The following is a 22,067-nucleotide window of genomic DNA, read 5'->3' on the forward strand; positions in this document are numbered from 1 at the left end:
GACCGCCGGACAAGAACACCCCCCGGCCCGTCGTGGCCGAGCACACAGGAGTCCTGGTGAACGACACAGAGGGCACGCTGGCCATCAGCGTGCACCCCTCCCCGGCCGGCCCCGTGGTCCTGCGCCTGGCCGGAGAGCTGGACCACCACACCGGTGCCCGTCTCGGCCGTGCCGTGGAGGACCTGCTGCACAGCCCCGGCCCCGGCCCCGCTCCCGGCATCGTCGCGGACCTGTCCCGGCTGTACTACTGCGACTCCACCGGCATCACCACGATCCTCACCGCCCACGACCGCGCCCGGGCCACCGGCTCCTCTTTCTGCGTGGCGGCACCGAGCCCGGCCCTCGCCCAGCTCTTCCGCATGACGGGACTGGACCAGGTCCTCCCCTTCCACCCCAGCGTCCAGGACGCGGTCGAGGCCCTGAGCAACGACTGACGCCCCCCGTCCGCGGCGATACCCGCCGCCGGCCGAGGACGACACGACACCCCCGCAGACATCTGCCGTAAAAAGGCCGCCCCGGGCATTCGCGCGGACCACCAGGACCCCGAGGTGCGTGAAGACGCCGGTCTCCACTGCGCCCAAAAGCCCCTTTTCCTGATCAACTACCGCCGGCCCCCGACAGCCACCGACGGCCTGCTGTCACCCACGAAGGGGCGGAGTACAGCCGGCGCGCTGCCGGGGCGGCCCCCACAGCCCCCACGGCCCCCCGTCCGCCCTGCCGGCCCCCCGTCCGCCCTGCCCGCCCTGCCCGCCCTGCCCGCCCTGCCCGCCCTGCCCGCCCTGCTCCTGCTCCTGCTCCAGTGGGCCGATCGCGGCCCGGACGCCGCCGTCGCGGTAGCCGTCGTCCGGGAGGCAGCCGGCGGCGGTGCGGGCGTGTGGCGGAGGCGGCTGCGGGCGGCCTCGGGCGGCCGGGCGTGACGTGGTCGGCGGCTGTGGGAGCGGGCGGCCCCCGTCGCCGACCGTGGTCCCGCCCTGTCACATGGCCGATGGCCTGGCCTCGCCTACGCTGGAGCGTGTGATGAGCCCGTCCGTGACCCATCTGGCCGTCATCTGCGACTGGCCGCTGCTCCAGCTCGGTCTCACCCAGGCCCTCGAGGCGCAACCGGACATGAGGATCACGACGCTCGCCTCGTGCGTCGACGAGGTCGCCCTCGAAACGGCCGACGTCGAGGTGATTCTCCTGATCAACCTGCAGTCCCGCGATCAGGTGACCTCCCGCGAGGTGGCTCGGCTGTACCGGCAGGGACACGCCGTCATCGTGCTCTCCGCATCGGGCGCACCATCCGATGCCGTCCTGTGCATCAAGGCCGGTGCCCGCGGCTACTTGAGTCGGCAGACCGATGCCTGCGAGCTCGTCTCCGCCGTCCGCGCCGTCGCCTCGGGAAGCGACTATTTCGGTGCGAGTCTGGCCGGGCGCAGCATCCCGGCGCCCCCTCCGCACATCACCGGCCGGGAGAGACAGATCCTGCAGTTCGTCGCCGACGGCGCAACGGATCGTGAGATCGCCGCGAAGTTGAACATCGCCGAAAACACGGTTCACACGCATCTGGAGCGGCTGCGGAGAAAGAGCGGTTCCCGCCGTAGGGCGGAACTCACCCGATTCGCTCTGGAGAACGGGATCATCGAGGATGATCTCCTGGAATGATGAAAATTTCCTGGAATGATCACGGGGCCGTCGGTACCGCGTCCGGATGGATGTCGTTCAGGCTGGTGACGATGACGACGGACGCCGGATGCGCCGGCGCGGGGACCTGGATCAGCAGGGGGACGTAGACCATCTGCCCGTGCCGGAACTCCGCTTTCGCCGAAAGGCGGTAGCAGACAGGAGATTGGGGATTGCTCGACGTCGCGTAGCACCGGAGCACTGAATTCGCTCCGGCCGGGACGGTTCCCTCGGTCGCCGATGCGTCCCATGCGCCGGCGAGGCACACGGCGCCGGCGACTGCGAGGAGGACGCTTCGCACGGCTGCTCCGGCCAATTCGCATCACTCCGAAAGCGACGGGTGATCGGCGCCCCGCGAAAGTGTGACCCCCCGCGAGGCGCCGACGCCTGTGGAGACCCTTCAACGCTCAGCCCTGGGTACCGCCTTGCGTGTTGCCGGTGCCGCCACCCTGGGTGCCGCCCTGGGTGTTGCCGGTACCGCCACCCTGCGTACCACCTTGGGTGTTGCCGGTACCGCCACCCTGGGTGCCGCCCTGGGTATTGCCGGTACCACCACCCTGCGTCCCGCCCTGGGTGTTACCGGTACCGCCACCCTGGGTGCCGCCCTGGGTGTTGCCGGTACCGCCACCCTGCGTACCACCTTGGGTGTTGCCGGTACCGCCACCCTGCGTACCACCTTGGGTGTTGCCGGTACCGCCACCCTGGGTGCCGCCCTGAGTGTTGCCCGTACCGCCACCCTGCGTACCACCTTGGGTGTTGCCGGTACCGCCACCCTGGGTGCCGCCCTGAGTGTTGCCGGTACCGCCACCCTGCGTCCCGCCCTGGGTGTTACCGCCGCCGCCACCCTGCGTACCACCTTGGGTGTTACCGCCGCCGCCACCCTGCGTCCCACCTTGGGTGTTACCGCCGCCGCCACCCTGCGTCCCGCCCTGGGTGTTACCGCCGCCACCACCCTGCGTCCCGCCCTGGGTGTTACCGCCGCCACCACCCTGCGTCCCGCCCTGGGTGTTACCGCCGCCACCACCCTGCGTCCCGCCCTGGGTGTTGCCCCCCTGCTTGGGCTTCTTGTTGCAGTTGTGCTTGCACGGCTTGTCCGGGAGCAGGCGGTGTGCCTGTGTACCGTTGCCGACGTGCCCTTGAGTTGCTGAGACTGTGCCCGTCGGTGCGGGCGCCGCCGAGGCAGGGGTGCCGATGGCGAGAATTCCTCCCACCATGGCCGCCGACGCTATCGCGGTCGCAATCTGCTGCTTCTGGCGTTTCCCCACGAGCCTGCTCCTCTCTCCCAACACAATTGTGTCTACTGTCGCATTCAGGGATTCATGCGCCGGAATGATGAAAAGCGGAGACCGGTCGGGCGCAGGGCCGACCGTCAGAAACCTTTTTACGTGAGCTTCCATTTTTCCGTCGCGGGCAGCTGCAAAAGGTCACTCCACGCATGGGACGGGCGACCTGTTCAGAGGAGGAGACTGCTCGCCGCACTTGGATCCCGCCCGGTTGGCCCTCAAAGCCAGCACGACACACGAAGCGGGGCAGTACTCATGCTCCCCTCGTGTTACAGCGTCGTCAAATCAAGTCGAACCCGAAATATATTCAGGCGTCTGCGCTTGTGGTCAGAAATGACTACAGGCGGCCGGCGGAAATATTCAGGACTCGATCACGCAGAACGGGGAGTTCGGAGCGGCCCCCGCCGATCCGGACCAGGCCCAGGTCCAGGTCCAGGTCCAGGTCCAGCGTCTCCTCGGCCCGTACCGGCCTGGCGCAGGACGTTCCCCCCAGGGCCGAGGACCACACGGTGGCCGCCCCCTGCCGCATTCCGCCGTGGACGCCCGCCGCGCAGCATGCCGGTGGTGCGCCGCGGCCCGCGGAGTCGTGCCGGTGGGGAGCGGCGTGCGGTGTGGCGGGGCGTCTCGTCGCCGTCCCGCTCGACGACCGAGACCGGTGTGGAGCCGCGGAGCCGCACTCCGGCCCGGCTGTCGTACGACCAGGCGCCGGCCGTCCTCGCGCTGTTCGCGTGCGGCCAGGGTGTGCCGCTCCGGGGGCGTACCGCGGCCGCACGATTTTGCGTCGCCTGCCGGGGGCCGCCGGTAGGGCCGCTGCACGCGGGGGCGCGAGAAAGACATGGCGGTGTGACCGGCTCGACGACGCCGTGGGGTTCCGGGTGGGTCAGGGGCGGGGGGTGAGGATCTCCAGGGCGCCGGTGTCGGTGTCGTAGCTGCGCAGGGTGATGAGGCGGGCGGACAGGGGTGGGGCGGGCAGGAGACCGGGGATCTGCCGGTCGGTGAAGGCGCCGGGGCGGCGGGTGCGGCCGAGGGTGATGTGCGGGCTCCAGCGCGTGGGGTGGTGGAAGGGGTTGAGGGTCTCGGGCGGGCTGTCCGAGGCGACCGCCTCCCACACCCGGCGGTGCAGGCCGGCCAGCGCACTGTCGAGGTCCAGTGCCCAGGCCAGGACCGAGGTGGGCCGCTCGAAACGGACCAGGCCGGTGAAGCGCACCGGCAGCGGCAGGACGGCGGCCGCCCCGGCGAGTTCCCAGCGGATGGGTGCGGTCAGCTCGGGGCAGGCGGCCAGGGTGAGATGCGGGCTGTTGGTCGGCGAGGGATGCCGGGCCTGGCTGGGCAGACCCGCATCCGCGAGCCGCCGCCAGGCCTGCCGGACCGCCGTTTCCGCCGTCTCGTCCAACAGGAGCTCGACCGTGCGCACCGCCGCAGCCTACCGGCGCTCCGGATACACCAACCGGAAAGCCGGACAGCAAGCCGGTACCGGGGGGCCGGACAGCAGGCCGGTATGGGGGGCCGGGCAGCAGGCCGGTGGGCGTGGGCGGCCGGCAGGCCGGTACCGGGGGGCCGGGCAGCAGGCCGGTATGGGGGGCGGGCGGCCAGGCCGGTGGGGTTCGCCGGACGGCAGGCGGGTGGGCGTGGGCGGCCGGCAGACCGGTGCGGGCGGCCGGCTGGGGATGCTCTGAGTTGGCTCAAGTCGCTTGGCGGACACCGGGCATGGCGGTCAGTCTGATCTTCATGACAGCAATCAGGCACCTGGGCAGGAAGAGCGATGTCGTGCTGGCCCTGCGGGACGCGGACGTGATCGCGGCACAGTTGCGTCAGGCGCTGGCCGAGGCCTCACCGCAGGAGCGTCCCGGCCTCGAGCGCGCCGCCGCGCTGGTTGAGTCCACCGCCGCGGCGAGCGAGACCCGGCTGCGGGCCCGCTGGGTCCGCGACCGGCTGGCCGAGGCCGGCTTCAGCGGCGACATCACCTCCGTAGCCGCCGTCAAGGCCCTGCGCCAGGCGGAGCCGCGGCTGAGCCTGCTCGCGGCGGTACAACTGCAAAAGGACGCCGTGACCCACCCGGAATAGCCCCCGCGGGCACGGGCACCGCACAAAGACGGGTGCCCGGCATCAGGCGGGCGGTGGGTACCGGGCGGGGGCATGTATCGGGCGCCGACACCGGGCGGACGGCGGACGCCAGCCGTCGGGCGGGACGGGTACGGGCAGCGGGCGCCGGACACCGGACGGACAGCGACAGCGGCAGCGGCCGTGGCCGTGGCCGTGGCCGTGGCAGCGAGTGTCCCGGGATGTTTCTTTGTCACCGGGGCGTGGTGTCGCGGGCGAGGGTTCCCCGGGGGCCGGGCTGCTCGGCGATGAGGGCACACGCCCCGGTGGTGACCCGGTCACTGACCCAGCCCACGGGTTCGACCGTCCGCCACGAGGGGCACGAGGGGTTCGCTGTCGGGACCGCGGCCGCCTCCCGGCCGTGCAGCAGCCACGGCCTCGTCCGCGGGCCCTCGAGCCGGGGCGGACCGCAGCAGTCGTACAGGCGGCGGCCGACCCGGATATGTGCGCCTCGCCCGCACGCTCAGGCTTCGACGGCCGGCGAACCGGCCGAGAGCCCCCGGGCAGCCGGATCCCGGTCAAGGCCGTCTGTGCTACGGGCAGGCCGCGGACCGGACCCGGCGACCTGCCGCACACACCAGGCCCCGGCACCGGATGACCAGCCGGGCCCGTTCCTCCGAGCCGACGACCGCCGCCAGCGCAGCCAGAGGAACCAAGGCGGCCGGTCCCCCCGGCGCGGGGGCGCACCCGGGGCGGCGAGCAGGAAATACCCCTGCGGGCGGGCGCCGGTCAGCCGGCGGCGGCCGGCGGCCAGGGCGGCGCCGACGTCGCGGGTACCGGGGGCCACGCACAGCGTGCAGGCGACGGCACCCATCCCCCGACGCACCCCGGGGCCCTGAGTCTTCGGCGTGCTGCGCACGTTCGGACAACGCTCCCCCCCCCCGGGGGGGCCGCCGGTTTCGCATCACCGGCGAGCCGATCCGGGAACGGGCGTTCCACCGCCGGACACCGGGCATGCACACGAGTGTCCTTCCCGGTCGGCCCGCGGCAAGGCCCGGTCTGGGCGGGCCGGCTCGGCGTCCTCGTCCCAGGCCACCGCCCCGCCGCCCTGACACAGGGCATAAAATCCGGTCCCATGCCGAAGCCTGACGAGCTGATCATTGACATCGCCGCCCTTGTGGAGTCCGGGCAGAGCAGTCAGATGTCCCTGACCGTGGTCACCGGTGGTGCCGTCATCACCGGCCGGCTGGCCCCTGAAGCCATGTGGAGGCAACGGGTGAGGGAGGTACTGACCGACTCCGCCCAACTGAGCGATTTCTCCGCCGTCTTCGACCACCCCGCCAGGCAGGCCGGACCGCCCACACACCTGCACTTCCACCTCGCCCGGATCCTGCAGGGCCCGGTAGGGATCCCGGAGACGGGCGGAATGTACCGCGTCGCGATCGACGACGTCAGCGCCTGGACCGTAGGCGACTTCAGCTACTTCGACCACTGACCCACCCCGACCCGACACCCAGCACAACCCCGGACCGGCCGGCCCGGGCCGACCCCGGACCGGACCGGACCGAGCCGGACCGGGCCGGGCAGGGCCGGGCAGGGCCGGACCGGACCGGACCGGCCCGGCCCCCCTGCCCAGCTCACACCCCCCCGCGCAACGGAACTTCCTCGATGCGGCACATCTCAAAAAATTTCCACAGCGATGAGCAGCACGAGTAATTGCAAGAACGGGCCGGTAAAACGCGACAGCGCCTATCTGCCCGGCGGAAAATCCGCGCGGGCGCGGGCGCTGAAATGAGTGACGCGATGCGGACGCACGGACGCAAGGTTCGGGGCCTTCCGCCTATGCAGTGAGCCTACGAATCTCCTGATCGCTGTCCACAGGTGAGACCACCGGCGGAAACGCGCGTAGCTGGGGCCCGCACCCCGAAGGATGCGGGCCCCAGCTACACAGTGCGCGTGAGCGTCAGGCGAGAACGATGTTCTCGGCCGTCAGGCCCTTCTGGCCCTGCGCGATGTCGAAGGTCACCTTCTGGCCCTCGATCAGCTCACGGAAGCCCTGGGCGGCAATGTTCGAGTAGTGGGCGAACACGTCAGCGCCACCACCGTCCTGCTCGATGAAGCCGAAGCCCTTTTCCGCGTTGAACCACTTCACGGTGCCAGCAGCCATGTCATTTCTCCTTCGGGGGCAGTGCCTCGGCGTCCGCACCTCGCGGACACCGTGTCGCCGCGATGATCACCCCGCCCGGAAAAAAACCGGATATACAAAAGTGCCTTCCAGCGGCACGTGACCGTCCGGAGAGCACCTGAAGTTTCGGGAACCACAACTGCAACTGAGATCGACAGTAGCACGCCGCAGCGGCCTGCGCGTGGTGAAGAAATCCACTCCACATACTGGGGCAGACAATCTGTCCGCATGTCCCGTTGAAATCTGAGCCCGCGGGTACAGATATTGATCCGGCCGGATCAAAACGTTTTGTGAACATGGACGCGCCATGGACACCTGTCACGCGTCTGCACCGCGCTGCGCCGCTCCCCCGTCCGCACCCGGTACAGCACCCCGCCGGTCCCGCGCAGCGGCGAAGTCCGCCGCCCCTCGGCAGTGGCGAGGGAGGGCAAGACCGGCCCGGGGGGCTCCCCACTCACCGGTTCCGGTGAGTCGAAGTCATCAACGCCGGTGGCGGGGGTAGCAGGTAAGAGCTCTCAACCGTTCGCACGAAAGTGGTGCCCCGTCATGGCCGAAACCAGGGACGTCGTCGAGCTCATCCTCCAGGACCACCGCCGGATGGAGGACCTGTTCCGCCTGATGCGCAGCGTCGAGGCCGACCGGGCCGGTGCGCTGAAGGAGTTCGCGGACCTGCTGATCGCGCACGCGCAGGCCGAGGAGGCCAAGGTCTATCCCGCCCTGAAGCGGTACAAGAACATCGACGACGATGAGGTCGAGCACGGCGAGCACGAACACGACGAGGGCAACCAGGCCCTGCTCGACCTGCTCGAGGTGGACGAGGTCGGCTCCGAGGAGTGGGACTCCAAACTGGAGGAACTGGTGGAAGCCGTCACCCACCACGCCGACGAGGAAGAACGCACCATCCTCAACGGCGCGCGGGAGAACGTGGCGATGCAACGGCGCGAGGAACTGGGCACGGCGTTCTGGGAAGAACGCGAGCGGCAGCTGAAGAGCGACTGCGGCTCGGTCGACAACGTACGCCGCATCGTGGGCTCCTGACCCCCAGCCCCTGCCGGGACGGGCTGTCTCAGCCCGTCCCGGCGTAGCCCGGCCCGGTTCGGGCGCCCCCTTCGTCCCCCAGGGGGCCAGTGAGCGCCCGGCGGGAGGGGGTGGGGGCGCGTGCCGGTTGCGTCGATTGCGGCTAGGCGGCCTTCTGGGAGGCGGCCGCGGCGGGATGCAGGTCCTCCAGTGTGAGCTGGTGGGCGGGAGCGTCGGGGAGCACGGTCTCGCGGGTGAGGTGGAGATGGGGGTCGGCGTGGAGGAGTTCGCCGGGTTCCAGCGGCCGCCAGTGAGGGTTGTCGTCCATGCGTTCGCTGGCGACGACCACGGCGGGATGGTCGGCCAGGTGGGAGGAGTGGACGCGCATACGGCCGTGGCTGCCGCTGTGGTCCAGGTGCCGGCTGCCGTGCTCTCCCCCGGCCTGCCGCTGAAGGACGTACAACTCGTGGGTGTCCGGGTAACGCAGCGCCCACAGATCCCCGGGAGTGATGAGGATCAGGTTCAGGGCGTAGAGGGGCAGGTTCGCGGCGATCCAGCCGGCGGCCTCACGGATGCCCGCGCCGACGTCGCCGCCGTGCCGGCGTATCTCGCGGGTGATCAGCGCGAAGAACCTCTCGGAGTCGGTGTCCCCCCGCACCAGTGACCGGTCCCCGCCCAGGTGGTCATCGAGCCGGTCCAGACCCTCGATGACCCCGTTATGAGCGAAGAGCCGCCCGTCCTGCTCGAAGGGATGGGTGTTGCGCATCTCCAGACTGCCAGTGGAGGCGAAACGGACATGGGCGACAAACGTCTGCGACTCCTCCTGACGGGCCTCCTCGGCGAAAGCCCGGTCCCGGTAGGCGGCGACAGGGGCCTTGTCCACCCGCGGGGTGCCGTCGGCGGCGAAATATCCCAGGCCCGTGCCGTCGGGGTCACGGTGGCTTTGCCGGCTCAGGCTGTCGGGGGCGTCCAGCAGCCAGAACGTGGCATGAGTGCGCAGCGGGGCACTGCTGAGACCGAAAAGGCGGCACATGATTCCTCCAGGGTGTGTGCCGAAAGTGCCCCCGAGACCAGGAGATGAACCCGCCAGGACCGATCCGGATACGACACCGTGGCCGCCCCTTCTACCCGGCAGAGATACCGCGACCAGGGGCTGAAGCTGCCAGGACCGGCCCGGGACCGGCGGAACGGTCCAGCTTCGACGCCGGCGGCCGGCCCTCCGCCGGATCCGGCATTCCTGCCGGCGGAGGGCCGGCCGCCGGCAGGAATGCCGGATCCGGCGGGAAAAGGAGGCCAGCGGTTTGCCCGGGGGGGGCGTGCGTGGCCTGCGGCTCTCCCGCGTCGCTGGGGGTCTTCGCCATCGGCGCGTCCCTTTCGCAGGCGTGCTCGGATGCCGGCCGGTCCTCCCCCGGGTCATTTTGTCATGTGCCACGCCGACAGGGCGGGCACAGGACGGCGGCGCCCGGCTGCGGACGGGCGGACCACCGGGCAGGGCCGCCCGGCCGGGCGGCGGACGTGGTCGGCCGGCGGGCACGTCGCCTCGTCGGCGCGAGGCGGGCGAGGCAGGTCTGCATGCCTGGTGGGCGGCGTGGGCGGGTCGGTGTGCGAAGCGGGTGTGATGCCGGGGGGGCAAAGGGTGTGGGGGCGGGTCCGGGGGGTTATTCGGGGCGGCTGAAGCGGTGGGCGGCCCAGAGCAGCGCGGTGGCGCCGCCGGCCAGCAGGAGCGCGCCCTCCAGGAGCAGTGGGGGCTGCCAGCCGGACCATGTGATGCCCGCGGTGGTGGCCGCCTGGTGCCCTGCGCGCAGCGCGATGCAGCGGCGCAGCAGGTCCACGCCGTAGGCGAGCGGGTTGACGGCGGCCAGGGTGTGGGCCCATCCGGGCAGGTTGTGCAACGGGAAGAAGCCGCCGGACAGGAACAGCAGCGGCATCATCACCAGGCCGAGCAGCATGTGGAAGGCCTCGGGCCGGTCGATGCTCACGGCCAGCAGCAGGGACAGGGCCGTGACGGTGAAGGAGGCCAGGATCATGCCGGCCAGGAGCAGCGCCAGCAGGAGTGGGTCGTAGGGCAGACCGACGGCGCCGGCCAGGGTGAGCAGGACGGTTCCCTGGACGGTGGAGACCAGGGTGCCTCCGGCGCAGCTGCCGATCAGGAGGGTGGGCCGCGCGACCGGGGCCATCAGCAGTTCCCGCAGGTAGCCGCTCTGCCGGTCGGTGATCAGGCGGACACCGACGATGATGGCCGGTGCCTGCACCGTCATCATCAGCATGCCCGGGAAGAGGTAGGCCTGGTAACCGACGCCGAGCGAGGAGTCGGGGATCAGCGCGGCCAGACCACCGCCCAGGGCGAAGAGGTAGAGCACCGGCTGGAGCAGCATCAGCGCGGTGTGGGTGGGCTGGGCCGCCATGCGCAGCAGATCACGATGGACCAGAGCGTGCACCGCGCGCAGTTCATGAGACAGCAGTGACCCGGACCCGCGACCGGCCCGACCGGACCCACCGGAAGGACCAGAGGTTCCGGAAGACCCAGACCCACCGGGAGCACCGGAGGCCTTGGGGGGGTGAGGGGTGTGAGGGGTGTTGGAGGCTTCCGGGGCCGGGAGGGCGGGCGCGGTCATGGGGCCTCCTGGGCGGCCGCCGGCGCGGTCGCGGACGCTGCCGGGTGGGAGCGGGGGGTGTGGATGCTGCGGCCGGTGTGGTGGAAGAAGACGTCGTCGAGCGTGGGCGGGGTCGCGGACGCGGCATGCACCGCGATGCCGTGGTCCGCCAAAGCCGCGCACAACCGGGGGATCCAGGCACTGCCGTCGGGCAGACGCAGGGACAACCCCCCGGCGTCCAGAGTGACGGCAGACCCCGCGGACACAGCCCCGCTCACGGTCCGGTCCTCAGCCCGGTCCTCAGCCCGGTCCTCAGCCCGGTCCACGGCCCGGCGCACGGCCTGGTCCACAGCCCGGTTCACGACGTGGCAGGCCGCGGTGTCGTCGCCGGTGTGCAGCACCAGCCGGTCCTCGCCGATCTCGGCCTTCAGCGCGTGGGGGGTGCCCTCGGCCACGAGCCGGCCGTGGTCGAGGATGCCCAGGCGGTCGCAGTTCTCCGCCTCCTCCAGGTAGTGGGTGGTGATGAACAAGGTGCTGCCGTGCTGCTCGCGCAGGGCGCGCAGGTGCTGCCAGACCTGGGCGCGGGCGTGCGGGTCGAGACCGGTGGTCGGCTCGTCGAGGAACAGCACCTGGGGTGCGTGCAGCAGACCGCGGGCCAGTTCCAGACGGCGGCGCATCCCCCCGGAAAGGGTGCGCACCGGGGAGCGGCGGCGGTCGGCCAGAGCGACGGCCTCGAGCATCTCGGTCACGCGCAGGCGGGCCTGGCGGCGACGCAGCCCGTACAGGCGGGCGTGGATGTGCAGGTTCTGCTCGGCCGTCAGGTCGGGGTCCAGGGCGCTGTGCTGGAAGAGCATGCCGACCCGCCGCCGTACCTGCTCCGGCCGCTCGAGGACGTCCGCGCCCGCCACCATGGCCTGTCCGGCGGTGGGACGGGCCAGGGCACACAGCAGGGCGAGGGTGGTGGACTTGCCTGCACCGTTGGGGCCGAGGAAGGCGTAGGTCTCGCCCTGGAACACCTCCAGATCCAGGCCATCAACAGCGCGCGTGACACTCCCCTCCGGACCCGCGTAGCTCTTGACCAGACCACGGGTACGGATGGCGGGCGCCGGCCGGACGGCACGCCCCCCGTCCTCCACAACCATGCCCACACCCATACCCGGAGCAGCACCCGCACCCGGAGCAGTACCCGAGGCGGCATCCGGCACGGTGGGCCGCCCGGCGTCCGGGCCGGTGCCCGGGCCAGGGTCCAGGTCGGTGAGCGCGGTGGTGCCCGGGGCGGTGAGCGCGGTGGCGCCTGGCCCGGTACCCGGGCCAGGGTCGGGGGGCCGGTCCCGGGCAACGAGCGGCACGGCGCCCGGAGCGGTGCCTGGGCCGACGTCCGGAGCGGTGCCCGAGGCGGTGCCCGGGGCGGTGCTCGGCTTGGCGTCGAAAGCGGCGCTCAAGGCAGGGTCCGGTGTGGCGGAATGCCCGGCATCCGGCGCGGTGCCCGGGCCAGCGCCTGGGTCGATGGTCAGCGCGGCGCCCGCCGCGGTACCCGGGCCGGGGTCCGGGGCGGTGGGCGGGTCGGGGTCGGTGGGCGGGGTGGTGGTGAGTGGGGCGGTACCGGGTGTGGTGGTCGGGGGGGTTGGTCGGGTGCGGGCGGTGTCACCGGCAGGTGCCTGCATGGTCGGCTCCTCGTCCACGGGGGTGTCGTGCGCGGGCCTGCGGGCCGCAGCGTGCCGGCTGTGGCGGTACGGGGTGCGGAGTGCGGGCGGCCTGCGCTCCGGCCGGCGGCTCCCCCTGTCGGGGGCTGCCGCCGGCCGGAGGTTCTCGGCTAGGCGCAGCTGATGCCCACGCAGACGGTGTTGAGCAGCGTCAGCAGGCCGACGCAGGCGCACGTCCCGGAGTACGAGGCTCCGTCGAAGTCGACCGGGTCGGTCTCCGGAAGGGCGTGCAGGTGGGCCAGCAGCTCGAGGGTCTGGTTCTCCATGACATTCTCCTTCTTCGTGCGATGGCGACAGGGGGCCCTGTCGCTCAGCCCGGCTGCTGGACCATCCAGTGCCGGGAGTCGTGGTGGCGGGTCCTGAGCAGGAACGCCAGGATTCCCGCGGCGCCGTCGCTCCAGCTCGTGGAGATCTCCCCGTACTCGTTGGGGAAGACGACGTGGGTGGTGCGGCGGGCCCGTTCACAGACCAGGAGACGGGCCAGTTCCTCGGCCATCGCGTGGTAGGCGGACTCGCCGGTGGCCTCGGCCATATCGAGGAGGAAGTCACCGTTGCCCGCCAGTCCGTGGCACTGGGCGACGGCGGCGCGTGAGGCGCGTTCCATGACGGCGTGTGCGGCGCCGCGGGCCAGATCGGCGTACCGGCCGTCGCCGGTGCGCTGCCACAGCCGGATCAGGAACGAGCCGATACCGGCCGAGCCGTGACACCAGTACGGCGCGGTGGGCGGGTCCGTGGCCTGGGCCGGCCACTGCACTGCTTCACCGACCCTCACCGCGTGAGCCACCAGGTGCTCCCCCGCGGCAACAGCCAGCTCCAGATGCTCCGGCCGCTCTGAGACGTCCGCGGCCGCCAGGAGGAAGCTGCCGATGCCGGCCGAGCCGTGCGCGAAACCCAGGTAGCGTTTGCCGGCCTCCTGCGACACCGCCTCCGCCGGAACCGGCCAGCTCACCCCCGACGGCTCGGCCTGAGCCGCGGCGGCCAGCCGGTCCGCGGCGGCGGTGACCAGTTCGGCCAGCCGCTCATCACCGGTGCGCTGCCACAGGTGGGCGGCGGCCAGACCACTGCCCGCGGTGCCATGGGTGATGTCATGACTGGCAGTCGGCTCCACCGCAGCCAGAGCCAACGCCAGCGCATGGTCCGTCAACCGCCGCTCGGCCACCGCACGGCCCGCCTCGTACAACGCCCACGCGGTCCCCCGGCCGCCGAAATGCAGACCCGGACGAATGGCGCGGGTGTCCGTACGGGCGGCGATCCAACGACCCGCGGTCGAGATCACCTCCGGCAGACGCGGGTCGCCGGTGAGCTCGAAACACCGGGTCAAAACCGCCAGTACACCTGCCGCGCCCTGCTGCACCGTGCACGGACCCGTCTCCCCCGCCAACGTCGACACCGGCCACAACCGCACCCCGCCCTCCGGGGCCATCGTGTCGAGGAGATGCTCCACCATCCCGGCGGCCGCGGCCTCGACCACCGTGTCCGACCCGGCCACCGACGCCACCCCACCAACGGGAACAGCAGCAGAAGCGGATACGGGCACGGGGGCGGAGGCGGGATACCTCGGATGCGACAGGCTCCCGCCCTGCCGGGACAAGCCCGTACCGCCTGGCTTCCCCTCCGCGCTGTCCACGGGCAGGGCGACCACGCCCCCGGGCAGGCCGCTCCCGCGCCGCGCCGGATCCGCGCCGTCCTCTGGCGGGGTTCTCGTCCCGGGTGAGGGCAGGTCCACGCCGTCTTGGGGCAGGGCTTTGGTCCCGAATCCAGGCAGTCCCGTGCCGCCCCCGTGCAGGGTTTCCGTCCCGGGTGAGGGCAGGGTGGTCCTTTGCCCGGGCTGGCCGCTCTCGTGTCCCGGCAGGCCCGTGCCGCCCTCGCCGTCCCTGGGCAGAGTTTCGGTCCCGAGTGGGGGCAGGATGGCCCCGGCCGGGGGCAGGGCGCGGTGGAGTGCTTCGCGTGCTCGGTCGGGGTCCCAGCGTGCGCCGGGATCGTCCTTCATCAGGTTGAGGATCATGTCCTGCAGGCCGCCGGGCAGGCGGAGCCTGGGGGCGCAGGCGGCCAGCCACTGCTCCAACCGCTCCTCGGCCGCAGTGGTGTCGGGCTCCTCGGGCAGCAGCTGGGGCACCTTGCCGGCGAGAACGAAACACACGGTGGCGCCGAGACTGTAGTAGTCGGCCGTCGGACAGACCGCGGCGTCCTTGAGGCGTTCGGGGGCGCTGAACCCGGGGGTGCCGACACGGGTCGGGAGCATGACCTCGTCGGTCAGCACGGCGAGTTCCAGGTCGATCAGGCGCAGTTCGCCGTCGGGGCGGACCATGACGTTGCCGGGGGTGAAGTCCCTGAGCACGCAGCCGCAGGCATGCGCCGCCGCAACCAGGTCCACCAGCCGTTCGACCTGGGCGAGCGCCTCCACCCGGTAACGTGCGGCGCCGACGTCCCGGAACCGCTCCGCGACCCAGGTCCGCAAAGGCACACCCGGCACCTCCTCCTGGGCGAGGAACACATGCCCGCCGATCTCGAACACCGCGAGCGGCTCGGGCGCCAGCCCGGTGTGCTTGAGTTTCTCCAGGATCCGGGCCTCGGCCCGCAGCCAGTCACGCACATCGGAGCCGGCCATATCGCCCTCGACGTGCGGCCGCGCCTCCTTGATCACCACCGGGGCGGACGTGGTGACGTCCGTACCGCGGTAGACACCGCCCTTGTTGGTGTGCCGGATCGCTTCCCGCACCGCGAACCGGCCCCCCAACAAAACCGGCCCACTCGGTGGCTCGGTCCGGCGGGGCGGGGCCGGCACCGACGCCGGGAACGGACTGACGGCCCACGGCGGCGGACAGTACTGCCCGGTGCGTTTGTCCTCCACCGGGTTGCCGTCGGGGTCCTCGATGAACCACACCAGCAGCCCCTGCTCCGACACCCGCCGCCGGCCAACGAACGCGCCGTAGCGGTAATGCACCAGACTCTGCGGCGCATACGGCTGATCGGACAGGATCCGCGGACCGGCCAAACCTGCCGTCGCCCGGTGCAGTGCGAGCGCCACCCGCGCCGCCGCCTCGTCCGAGGGCGGATAGACGGTGATGAACTTCCCCGCACTCCCCCGCGGCGTCGCCCGGGAATTCAGCGCACTCACCTGCTCGAGCGAGCGCACGAACTTGAATCCCGACTCCTCCCCCAGCAGCACGTCCAAAGCCCTGACAAGGACCTGCGGTGCGGACACGGACGTCGCCGACACATGCAGCTTCCAGCCCTGCCGCAGCCGCATCCCGCACGCAGGGGTGAGCCGGCACCACACCTCACCCGCATCCACCGTCCACCGCGCGCCGGTGCCGGTCGCCTCCAACGCCCGCCGGCAAAGACTTTCGAGGTCGACTCCGGTCGCGTGGCTCGTCATATACGTTCCCCCTCAAACGGCAACAACCGCCGGCTGGAATACGCCCTCAGCACACAAAGAACGTACAGCCCCCACCCGGAAAACGTCACCGAAACCAGCGAGCGCACAAAGCTATAACGACAGAAGATAGCGCAGACCGGCGCACCCACCAGGCGCACAAACCCTCACCACGGCTTTAAATAATCCACCCGTTCGAAGGCACCACCACCATAAACACGAGAAAACAAACCAGAAAACCGAACACACCCCCACCCCCAAATAGCCCCCCACCAGTATCTTTGCCCCCACAAACAACCATCACCAACCCCAGCCACCCCAACCCTCGACACCCGACCCGCACGGTTCACGAAATAGGCGCGGACCGAGTTCGAATTCCACCACCACCCACCCGAAGAAACACAAGAAAACGAAACTGCATGCACGGCCGGACCCAGCAACCCCACCCGTACCCGACACGAAAAACACCAGACACCGAAAGGCCGGTCAACACTCAAAAACGACTCACAAAACGAACCAGAACCTTCGGGACCCGGCCCGCCCCTAAAGGCAACAGGTCGTCGGCAGTTCCAGAAACACCGGCTCGCCGTGCAGCCAGGTGCTGTCTCACGAGGGGAGGCAGGCGGGACGCCCCGCCCACCGGCGGGTCGGCTCCGGTGCCACGACGCAGTTCCGGTCGCGGCACCGGGGCCGGCGGGCACCCGCACGAGTTTCGTAACGCGTCCGATCTCGTCGCTCGTCCGAGCGATCCGGTGGAACGTCGTGCGCGCCATGGTCGCTGCATGACTGACACCCCCTACCCCAACGCCGCGGACCCGCAGCGCGCTCCCGAGCCGGGCGAGGCGCCCGGCACCAGCCGCAGGTCCGTCATCGCCGCCCTCGGCGGCGCCGCGCTCGGCTTGGCCGCAGTGGGACTCGCCGCCACGCAGAGCGCGGCCGCGGCGCCCCTGAGCGCGAACCGGTCCACTCCCCCGCTCGCCGCGGCGTGCGTCCTCACGCCCGAGCAGACCGAGGGCCCCTACTACCTGGACCTGGAGCGGGTCCGCAAGGACATCACCGAGGGCAAGGCCGGCGTTCCGCTGACCCTGCGCGTCACGGTCATAGACAGCACCACGTGCGCCACGCTGCCCAACACGGCCGTCGACATCTGGCACTGTGACGCGCTGGGGATCTACTCCGGCTACGTCGCAGGCGGATCCACCCCGGACACGACCTTCCTGCGCGGTGTGCAGCTGACCGACGCGTCCGGGGTCGCGGAATTCACCACCGTCTACCCGGGTTGGTACGTCGGCCGGGCCCTCCACATCCACGTCAAGACGCACGCCGGCGGCACCGTCTCCAACGGGACCTATCACGGAGGCCATGTCTCCCACACCGGCCAGCTCTACTTCCCGGAGACGTACAACACCAGGGTCGCCGCCCTGTCGCCCTACCGGAACAACACGGCCACGCGCACGCTCAACGCGAGGGACGGCATCTACCGCAACGGCGGTTCGGCCACCTTGTTGGCCCTCACCCAGACGGGCAGCGACCTGAGCAAGGGCGTGACCGGGACCGTCGTACTCGGGATCGACCCCACCGCCACACCCTGACGGTCGATCAGGGCGCGGCGGCCGAGCCCGGCCGCCGCGCGCACCGCCCACTCGCCACGCATGGTTTCGGCACGAGAACGCACGGCCAGGAATCGGGGATGAGCCGGAGTCGAACGTGCGAGGTATGCGGTACGACGCTGATCACGAGGCCGCAGGGCGGCCGGCCGGCTCGCTACTGTTCCAACGCCTGTCGGCAGCGGGCTCTCCGGTGGCGGACGGCAGCGCGGGACGCCTTCCGGACCCAGGGCGCCGCGTCGGTCGCGGCCCCCACCACAGCACCCGCTGCGGCGACCGCAGCAACCCGTGGCCGCGCCCTGCCGCCGGCGCTCGACTCCTTCGTGGGCCGGCGGCAGGAGTTGTCGGGCCTGCGCGCGCTGCTCAGGAGCACACGGCTGCTCACGCTGACAGGGGCGGGCGGTGTGGGCAAGACGCGGCTGGCGCTGGAGTTCGCCAGAAACATGTCCAGCCGGTACGCCCGGCTCGACCTGGTGGAGCTCGACGCGCTGCGGGACGGCGCGACTCTGACGCAGTTCGTGGCCGCCGCGCTGGGCGTGGGCGAACGGGCGGGCCGTACGGGGGTCGACGTCCTGGTCCGTGCCATCGGTGATGCCTCCCGGCTGCTGCTTCTGGACAACTGCGAGCATCTCGCCGAGCCGTGCGCCCGGCTGGTCGTGACCCTGCTGGGCCGCTGCCCCCGGCTGCGGATCCTGGCCACGAGCCGTGAGGCACTGCGGGTGCCCGGAGAGACCGTGTTCCGGGTCGGCGAGCTGTCCCTGCCGCCGGCTGACGCCGGGGACGACGTGACGGCCCTGCTGCGGGCGGACGCGGTGCGGCTGTTCGTGGAACGCGCGGCGCACCGCTCGCCGGGGTTCACGCTCGACCGGACCAACGGCCCGCTGGTCGCGGAGATCTGCCGACGGCTGGACGGCCTGACGCTCGCCGTGGAACTCGCGGCCGGTCACATCGGCGCCCTCGCGCCGGGCGACATCCTCGCCGGCCTGGACGGCCAGGCGTCCCAGCTGGATCTCCTGACCGGTGGCAGCAGGACCGGGCCCCCGCGGCACAGCGGGCTCGCCACCACCGTCGACTGGAGCCACCGGCTGCTGGATCCGGCGGAACAGGCCGTCTTCCGGCGCCTCGCGGTCCTCGGCGGAGGGTTCGATCTGGCCGCGGCACGCTCGGTGTGCGCCGGCGGCGGCGTCGGACCGCGAGAGGTCCTGCCCCTCCTGTGCGCGCTCGAGGCGAAGTCACTGATCGTACGGCTGCCGGGGGACGCGGCGCCCACCCGCTTCCGGCAGCTCGGTGTCACCCGCGCCTACGCCATGGAACGTCTGCGCGCATCCGGCGAGTTGGGCCCCACCCTGCGCAGCGCGCTCGGGTGGCTCCAGGAGGTGGCCGGGCGTGATCGTGGGGATGTGTTCGCCGACCAGGCGAACAGCCCGCTGACGGCGGAACGGGACAACCTCGCCTCGGTGCCGGCCCACATCACCGGCCAGGACGAGACCACGCGGGTACGGCTGGCCCTGGAGCTGGCCCGGGTGCACTACCAGCAGGAGCGACCGTCAGCCGCGGGCGCGCTGCTGAGCGGACTGCTGCGAGAGCCCGGCGGCCGGGCACTGGGCGGTGAGGTGGCCGCGCTCGCCGCACGCGTGGCCGCCCAGCAGGCCGACCCGCACCGAGCGCTGTCCCTGGGCCAGCGGGCGGTGCACCTGGAGCGGCGGCGTCACGTGCCCGCCGGGCTCGCCAACGCACTCGACGCCAGGGCCGCGGCGTGGCTGTGTCGCGGCGCGTTCACCGAGGCCGTCACGGATCTGCGCGCGTGCGTGGACGTCGTCGTCCCGCTCGGCTCGCCCGAGGACGTCGCGTGGTGCACCCAGCACCTGGCCTGGGCACTGCTCCAAGCGGGACGGGAGGGCGAAGCCGACGAGCTGATGGCGGATTGCCTTCCGGTGCTCAGGGAGCAGGCGCCCTGGCCCCGGGCCGCAGCCGCGCTGCACACCGCGGGCGCCGTACGGCTGGCTCTGGGGCAGTTGGAGAGCGCCGAGGCCCTCTTCACCGAAGTGCTGCGCATCGCCCCCGGGGGGAGCTTCCACGCGCTGTACCCCGTAGAGGGCCTGGCATTGGTGGCCGCAGAGAGCGGCGACATGCAGCGCGCCCTGCGGTTGTGCGAGGCGAGCGCGCAGGCGCGACGCCTGCTGGACACCGAGCCCGAGGCGCCCTGGCGGCGCAGGATCGAGCAGGCGGCGGCCGGCGCCCGGACTCGCCTGACGACGGCGGCGCGGGAGGCCGCGGTCGTCGGCGCTCGCAAGCTGCGCGGGGACCGGCTCGTCGCCTACGCCCTGCGGACAGGCAGCGGTGAGCAGGTCCGGCGGGGGCCGCAGACCACGGGGGCCGAGGACGAGCGGTGGCGGCTGACCGCCAGGGAGTCCATGGTGGTCGAACTCGTCGCGAAGGGGCTGACCAACCGGCAGATCGCAGGCGAACTTGGACTTTCGGCGCATACGGTCGCCACGCACCTGGACAGGGTGCGCGACAAGGTCGGTCTTCGCTCACGCACACAGATCGCTCTGTGGTTCGGTCGAAGAGAGGCGGAAACTTCGGTTCCCTGACATCCGTCACGCCGCCACGCCTCAACGCCCTACCGCGAACGGGGATGCTGCACAGGGCAGGACAGCCAGCCTCCCGCGAGGCCCAACGAGACTGATCACCTCGGCGCTGACGGTGCAACGCCATCAAAAGGCCATTGGCCCGGACGCAGCCCCTGAGCACCACTCTCCCACCCCGGCAGAGCCGCATGACTGCAATCGACGAAGCCGCTACGCGGAGGGACTGTCCGTGGCTGGCGACGGAGCCGCTTCCGTCGTGGGCGCCGGAACATTCCCCGTGGAGGTGCGTTCCCTCCGCCATGGCAGGAGCAACGCGCTCGCCATACACAACAGCCCAGCGATGAGCAGGGCGCCGCGGACGCCGACCCGGGCGGCGATGAGGCCGCCAGCGATCATGAAGGCGGCCTGGCACGTCTTCGAGCCGACGGACCACGATGTTCCGACGCGGGACATGAAAGCGTCCGGTGTGGCCGCCATGCGATACGTGGTGAACGACGGATTGAAGACCCCGGCGGAGAAGAGCAGGCCGAAGTCGGCGGCCACGATGACGCACACGCCGAGGGCACCGGAGGGCGTCAGTGGCAGCAGGATCGTCCAGAGCGTCCGCGTAACACCGGACAGCAACAGAATGCGGCGCCGTCCGACTCGCTGAGTGAGCAGCGGAGCCAAGCGTGAGCCCAGCACGCCGCCCAGGCACGGCAGCCCCAGGACAAGTCCGTACTGCCACGGTGCCAGGCCAAGGTCATTCAGCATGAGGACGGCCATCAGTGGTGACGTCATCATGATGGATCCACCGAAGAGCAGCGCGTTGAAGAACAGCGGCCGAAGTCCTGGGTGCCGCAGGAGGTACTGCCACCCGGCAGCGATGTCGCGGCCCAGGTGACAGATGGCGGCGTGGGCCAGGGGCTCGGGTTCGGGCTGCCGGATACGACGGATACCCAGGGCCGATCCGAGGAAGGACAGCGCGTCGACCACCATCGTGGCGGCCGTGCCCCATGCCCCGATGAGAAGCCCGCCCACGGGCGGCCCGGCACTGACGCTGATCCAGTTGGTCGTCTCGAACAAGCTGTTGGCACGAAGGCGGTGCTCAGGCAGGACAAGTGTCTTCAGATGCGCGCCACTCGCCGCTTCGAACGCCACAGACGCCGCCGTCTGGAGAACGCCTACGACGCACAACTGGGCGTAGGTGAGCACGCCGAAAGCCAGGGCGACCGGAACACTCGCCAGCAGAACGCAGCGGGCCAGGTCAGCGGTGACCATGACCGGCCGCTTGTACCGGTGCTCGATGGCCACACCGAGCGGCAGAGCGATCACTGCACTGGCCACGGCAGACAACGCGGCGAGCAGAGAGACCTGGAACGCAGAGGAGTCCAGCACCAGGAGGGCAACCAACGGCAATGCCCCCATGCCGACGGCGCTGCCCGCCGCGCTGACCGCGTAGGCACCCCACAACTGCCGGAAGTCCCGCCCGAGCGTGCTCCGCCGTACCAACCGAACCTCCCGAGGCGTGAAGACGCTCAGCGTAGTGACCCGGACCCACCACCGCGTGAACAAGACAGCACCATGCGCACCGAAGAGCTGAGACCAGGAAGACGTGCTCAGCTGTGCGGGGTGTACCAGGGCACCAGGCGCAGCAGGAGGTCGAGGGTGGTGCGGGAGGTGGCGGTGGGGGGCGAGCCGCGGCGAGGGCGACGGTGGCGGTGAGAGCGCCCAGCACGGCCGCGAGGAGGGCCAGGAGGCGCACCAGGTGGCCGGGGGGTGCTGGCCGGCCGTGACGGCTCCGGTCAGGAGCATGGTGGTGAGGACGGTGATAGGCGAACGGCCGACCGTAGGGACAGCCCGTAAGCGATTCCTTTGCCCGCGCTTGGCCGTACCGCGTTGCGACAAGTGATTCCCGTGTGCGAAGCTGCCGAAGTTTGATCGCTGGGTCGGTCGCAACGGCCGTCCTGCTACGGGGACTTGATGGTGAACGACGCAGGGGACACGGGGAGCGGCGGCCCGGCTGGAGC

The 22,067-nt window shown here is 71.4% G+C and carries 20 protein-coding genes; 9 read left to right on the forward strand and 11 right to left on the reverse strand.

Features of this window, described 5'->3' with window-relative positions; translation table 11 throughout:
* Window positions 1-56 precede the first annotated feature (56 nt).
* The 4 genes from B446_RS40025 to B446_RS39470 all read left to right on the forward strand — a co-directional run bounded on the left by B446_RS40025 (window position 57) and on the right by B446_RS39470 (window position 2,810).
* Window positions 57-434 carry an STAS domain-containing protein gene (locus tag B446_RS40025; RefSeq protein ID WP_020937470.1) on the forward strand — a complete coding sequence of 126 codons (378 nt, stop codon included), beginning with the start codon at window positions 57-59 and terminating at the stop codon, window positions 432-434.
* 114 nt (window positions 435-548) lie between these two features.
* A complete protein-coding gene (locus B446_RS00710; RefSeq protein ID WP_020937471.1) occupies window positions 549-917 on the forward strand; it encodes a hypothetical protein in 369 nt (122 codons plus the stop codon).
* Window positions 918-1,029: 112 nt separating this feature from the next.
* The gene (locus B446_RS00715) at window positions 1,030-1,644 is read left to right on the forward strand and encodes a LuxR C-terminal-related transcriptional regulator (RefSeq protein ID WP_158506725.1); all 615 of its coding nucleotides are present in this window, start codon (window positions 1,030-1,032) and stop codon (window positions 1,642-1,644) included.
* A gap of 443 nt (window positions 1,645-2,087) precedes the next feature.
* Complete coding sequence (locus B446_RS39470; protein ID WP_162473328.1) at window positions 2,088-2,810, forward strand: hypothetical protein; 723 nt, start codon at window positions 2,088-2,090, stop codon at window positions 2,808-2,810.
* Window positions 2,811-3,282: 472 nt separating this feature from the next.
* Here the strand turns inward: B446_RS39470 and B446_RS39120 are convergent, their stop codons facing one another.
* Window positions 3,283-3,453 carry a hypothetical protein gene (locus B446_RS39120; RefSeq protein ID WP_158506727.1) on the reverse strand — a complete coding sequence of 57 codons (171 nt, stop codon included), beginning with the start codon at window positions 3,451-3,453 and terminating at the stop codon, window positions 3,283-3,285.
* Window positions 3,454-3,825: 372 nt separating this feature from the next.
* Window positions 3,826-4,359 (reverse strand): 2'-5' RNA ligase family protein, encoded by a 534-nt coding sequence (locus B446_RS00725; protein WP_020937474.1) that lies wholly within the window; start codon window positions 4,357-4,359, stop codon window positions 3,826-3,828.
* Window positions 4,360-4,673: 314 nt separating this feature from the next.
* On the opposite strand from B446_RS00725, the gene B446_RS00730 reads away from it, so the two are divergent.
* The gene (locus tag B446_RS00730; protein ID WP_043477077.1) at window positions 4,674-5,009 is read left to right on the forward strand and encodes a hypothetical protein; all 336 of its coding nucleotides are present in this window, start codon (window positions 4,674-4,676) and stop codon (window positions 5,007-5,009) included.
* Between the two features lie 229 nt (window positions 5,010-5,238).
* Here the strand turns inward: B446_RS00730 and B446_RS40700 are convergent, their stop codons facing one another.
* Together B446_RS40700 and B446_RS37945 are read right to left on the reverse strand one after the other, a co-directional pair.
* On the reverse strand, window positions 5,239-5,487 hold the full coding sequence (locus B446_RS40700) for a DUF6098 family protein (protein WP_272945903.1): 249 nt from the start codon (window positions 5,485-5,487) through the stop codon (window positions 5,239-5,241).
* Between the two features lie 21 nt (window positions 5,488-5,508).
* Window positions 5,509-5,904: a DUF5133 domain-containing protein gene (locus B446_RS37945; RefSeq protein WP_420010334.1), complete on the reverse strand. Its 396-nt coding sequence runs from the start codon at window positions 5,902-5,904 to the stop codon at window positions 5,509-5,511.
* A gap of 216 nt (window positions 5,905-6,120) precedes the next feature.
* On the opposite strand from B446_RS37945, the gene B446_RS00735 reads away from it, so the two are divergent.
* A complete protein-coding gene (locus B446_RS00735; RefSeq protein WP_020937476.1) occupies window positions 6,121-6,480 on the forward strand; it encodes a hypothetical protein in 360 nt (119 codons plus the stop codon).
* Window positions 6,481-6,948: 468 nt separating this feature from the next.
* Here B446_RS00735 and B446_RS00740 read toward each other — a convergent pair whose 3' ends face one another.
* On the reverse strand, window positions 6,949-7,152 hold the full coding sequence (locus tag B446_RS00740) for a cold-shock protein (protein WP_020937477.1): 204 nt from the start codon (window positions 7,150-7,152) through the stop codon (window positions 6,949-6,951).
* 564 nt (window positions 7,153-7,716) lie between these two features.
* Here B446_RS00740 and B446_RS00745 point away from each other — a divergent pair.
* Window positions 7,717-8,208 (forward strand): hemerythrin domain-containing protein, encoded by a 492-nt coding sequence (locus B446_RS00745; protein ID WP_020937478.1) that lies wholly within the window; start codon window positions 7,717-7,719, stop codon window positions 8,206-8,208.
* Between the two features lie 142 nt (window positions 8,209-8,350).
* Here B446_RS00745 and B446_RS00750 read toward each other — a convergent pair whose 3' ends face one another.
* From B446_RS00750 to lanL, 5 genes are all read right to left on the reverse strand, one after another.
* Window positions 8,351-9,220 carry a class II glutamine amidotransferase gene (locus B446_RS00750; protein ID WP_020937479.1) on the reverse strand — a complete coding sequence of 290 codons (870 nt, stop codon included), beginning with the start codon at window positions 9,218-9,220 and terminating at the stop codon, window positions 8,351-8,353.
* A 625-nt stretch (window positions 9,221-9,845) separates the two neighbouring features.
* On the reverse strand, window positions 9,846-10,646 hold the full coding sequence (locus B446_RS00755) for an ABC transporter permease (protein ID WP_043477080.1): 801 nt from the start codon (window positions 10,644-10,646) through the stop codon (window positions 9,846-9,848).
* Window positions 10,647-10,798: 152 nt separating this feature from the next.
* Window positions 10,799-11,935 carry an ABC transporter ATP-binding protein gene (locus B446_RS00760; protein WP_078614589.1) on the reverse strand — a complete coding sequence of 379 codons (1,137 nt, stop codon included), beginning with the start codon at window positions 11,933-11,935 and terminating at the stop codon, window positions 10,799-10,801.
* Between the two features lie 659 nt (window positions 11,936-12,594).
* Window positions 12,595-12,750, reverse strand: a complete 156-nt coding sequence (locus B446_RS39545) for a VenA family class IV lanthipeptide (RefSeq protein ID WP_166662914.1) — start codon at window positions 12,748-12,750, stop codon at window positions 12,595-12,597.
* Window positions 12,751-12,794: 44 nt separating this feature from the next.
* Window positions 12,795-15,863: a class IV lanthionine synthetase LanL gene (gene lanL, locus B446_RS36630; protein WP_020937482.1), complete on the reverse strand. Its 3,069-nt coding sequence runs from the start codon at window positions 15,861-15,863 to the stop codon at window positions 12,795-12,797.
* 779 nt (window positions 15,864-16,642) lie between these two features.
* On the opposite strand from lanL, the gene B446_RS00770 reads away from it, so the two are divergent.
* Both B446_RS00770 and B446_RS00775 read left to right on the forward strand, forming a co-directional pair.
* Window positions 16,643-17,452, forward strand: coding sequence for an intradiol ring-cleavage dioxygenase (locus B446_RS00770; RefSeq protein WP_020937483.1), 810 nt, complete (start codon window positions 16,643-16,645; stop codon window positions 17,450-17,452).
* Between the two features lie 98 nt (window positions 17,453-17,550).
* The gene (locus tag B446_RS00775; RefSeq protein WP_063632786.1) at window positions 17,551-20,061 is read left to right on the forward strand and encodes an ATP-binding protein; all 2,511 of its coding nucleotides are present in this window, start codon (window positions 17,551-17,553) and stop codon (window positions 20,059-20,061) included.
* 207 nt (window positions 20,062-20,268) lie between these two features.
* Here the strand turns inward: B446_RS00775 and B446_RS00780 are convergent, their stop codons facing one another.
* A complete protein-coding gene (locus B446_RS00780; protein WP_043477090.1) occupies window positions 20,269-21,549 on the reverse strand; it encodes an MFS transporter in 1,281 nt (426 codons plus the stop codon).
* Between the last annotated feature and the right edge of the window lie 518 nt (window positions 21,550-22,067).

Origin of the sequence: Streptomyces collinus Tu 365 (genome assembly GCF_000444875.1) — a bacterium.
In the GTDB taxonomy this organism is placed as follows: Bacteria; Actinomycetota; Actinomycetes; order Streptomycetales; family Streptomycetaceae; genus Streptomyces; species Streptomyces collinus_A.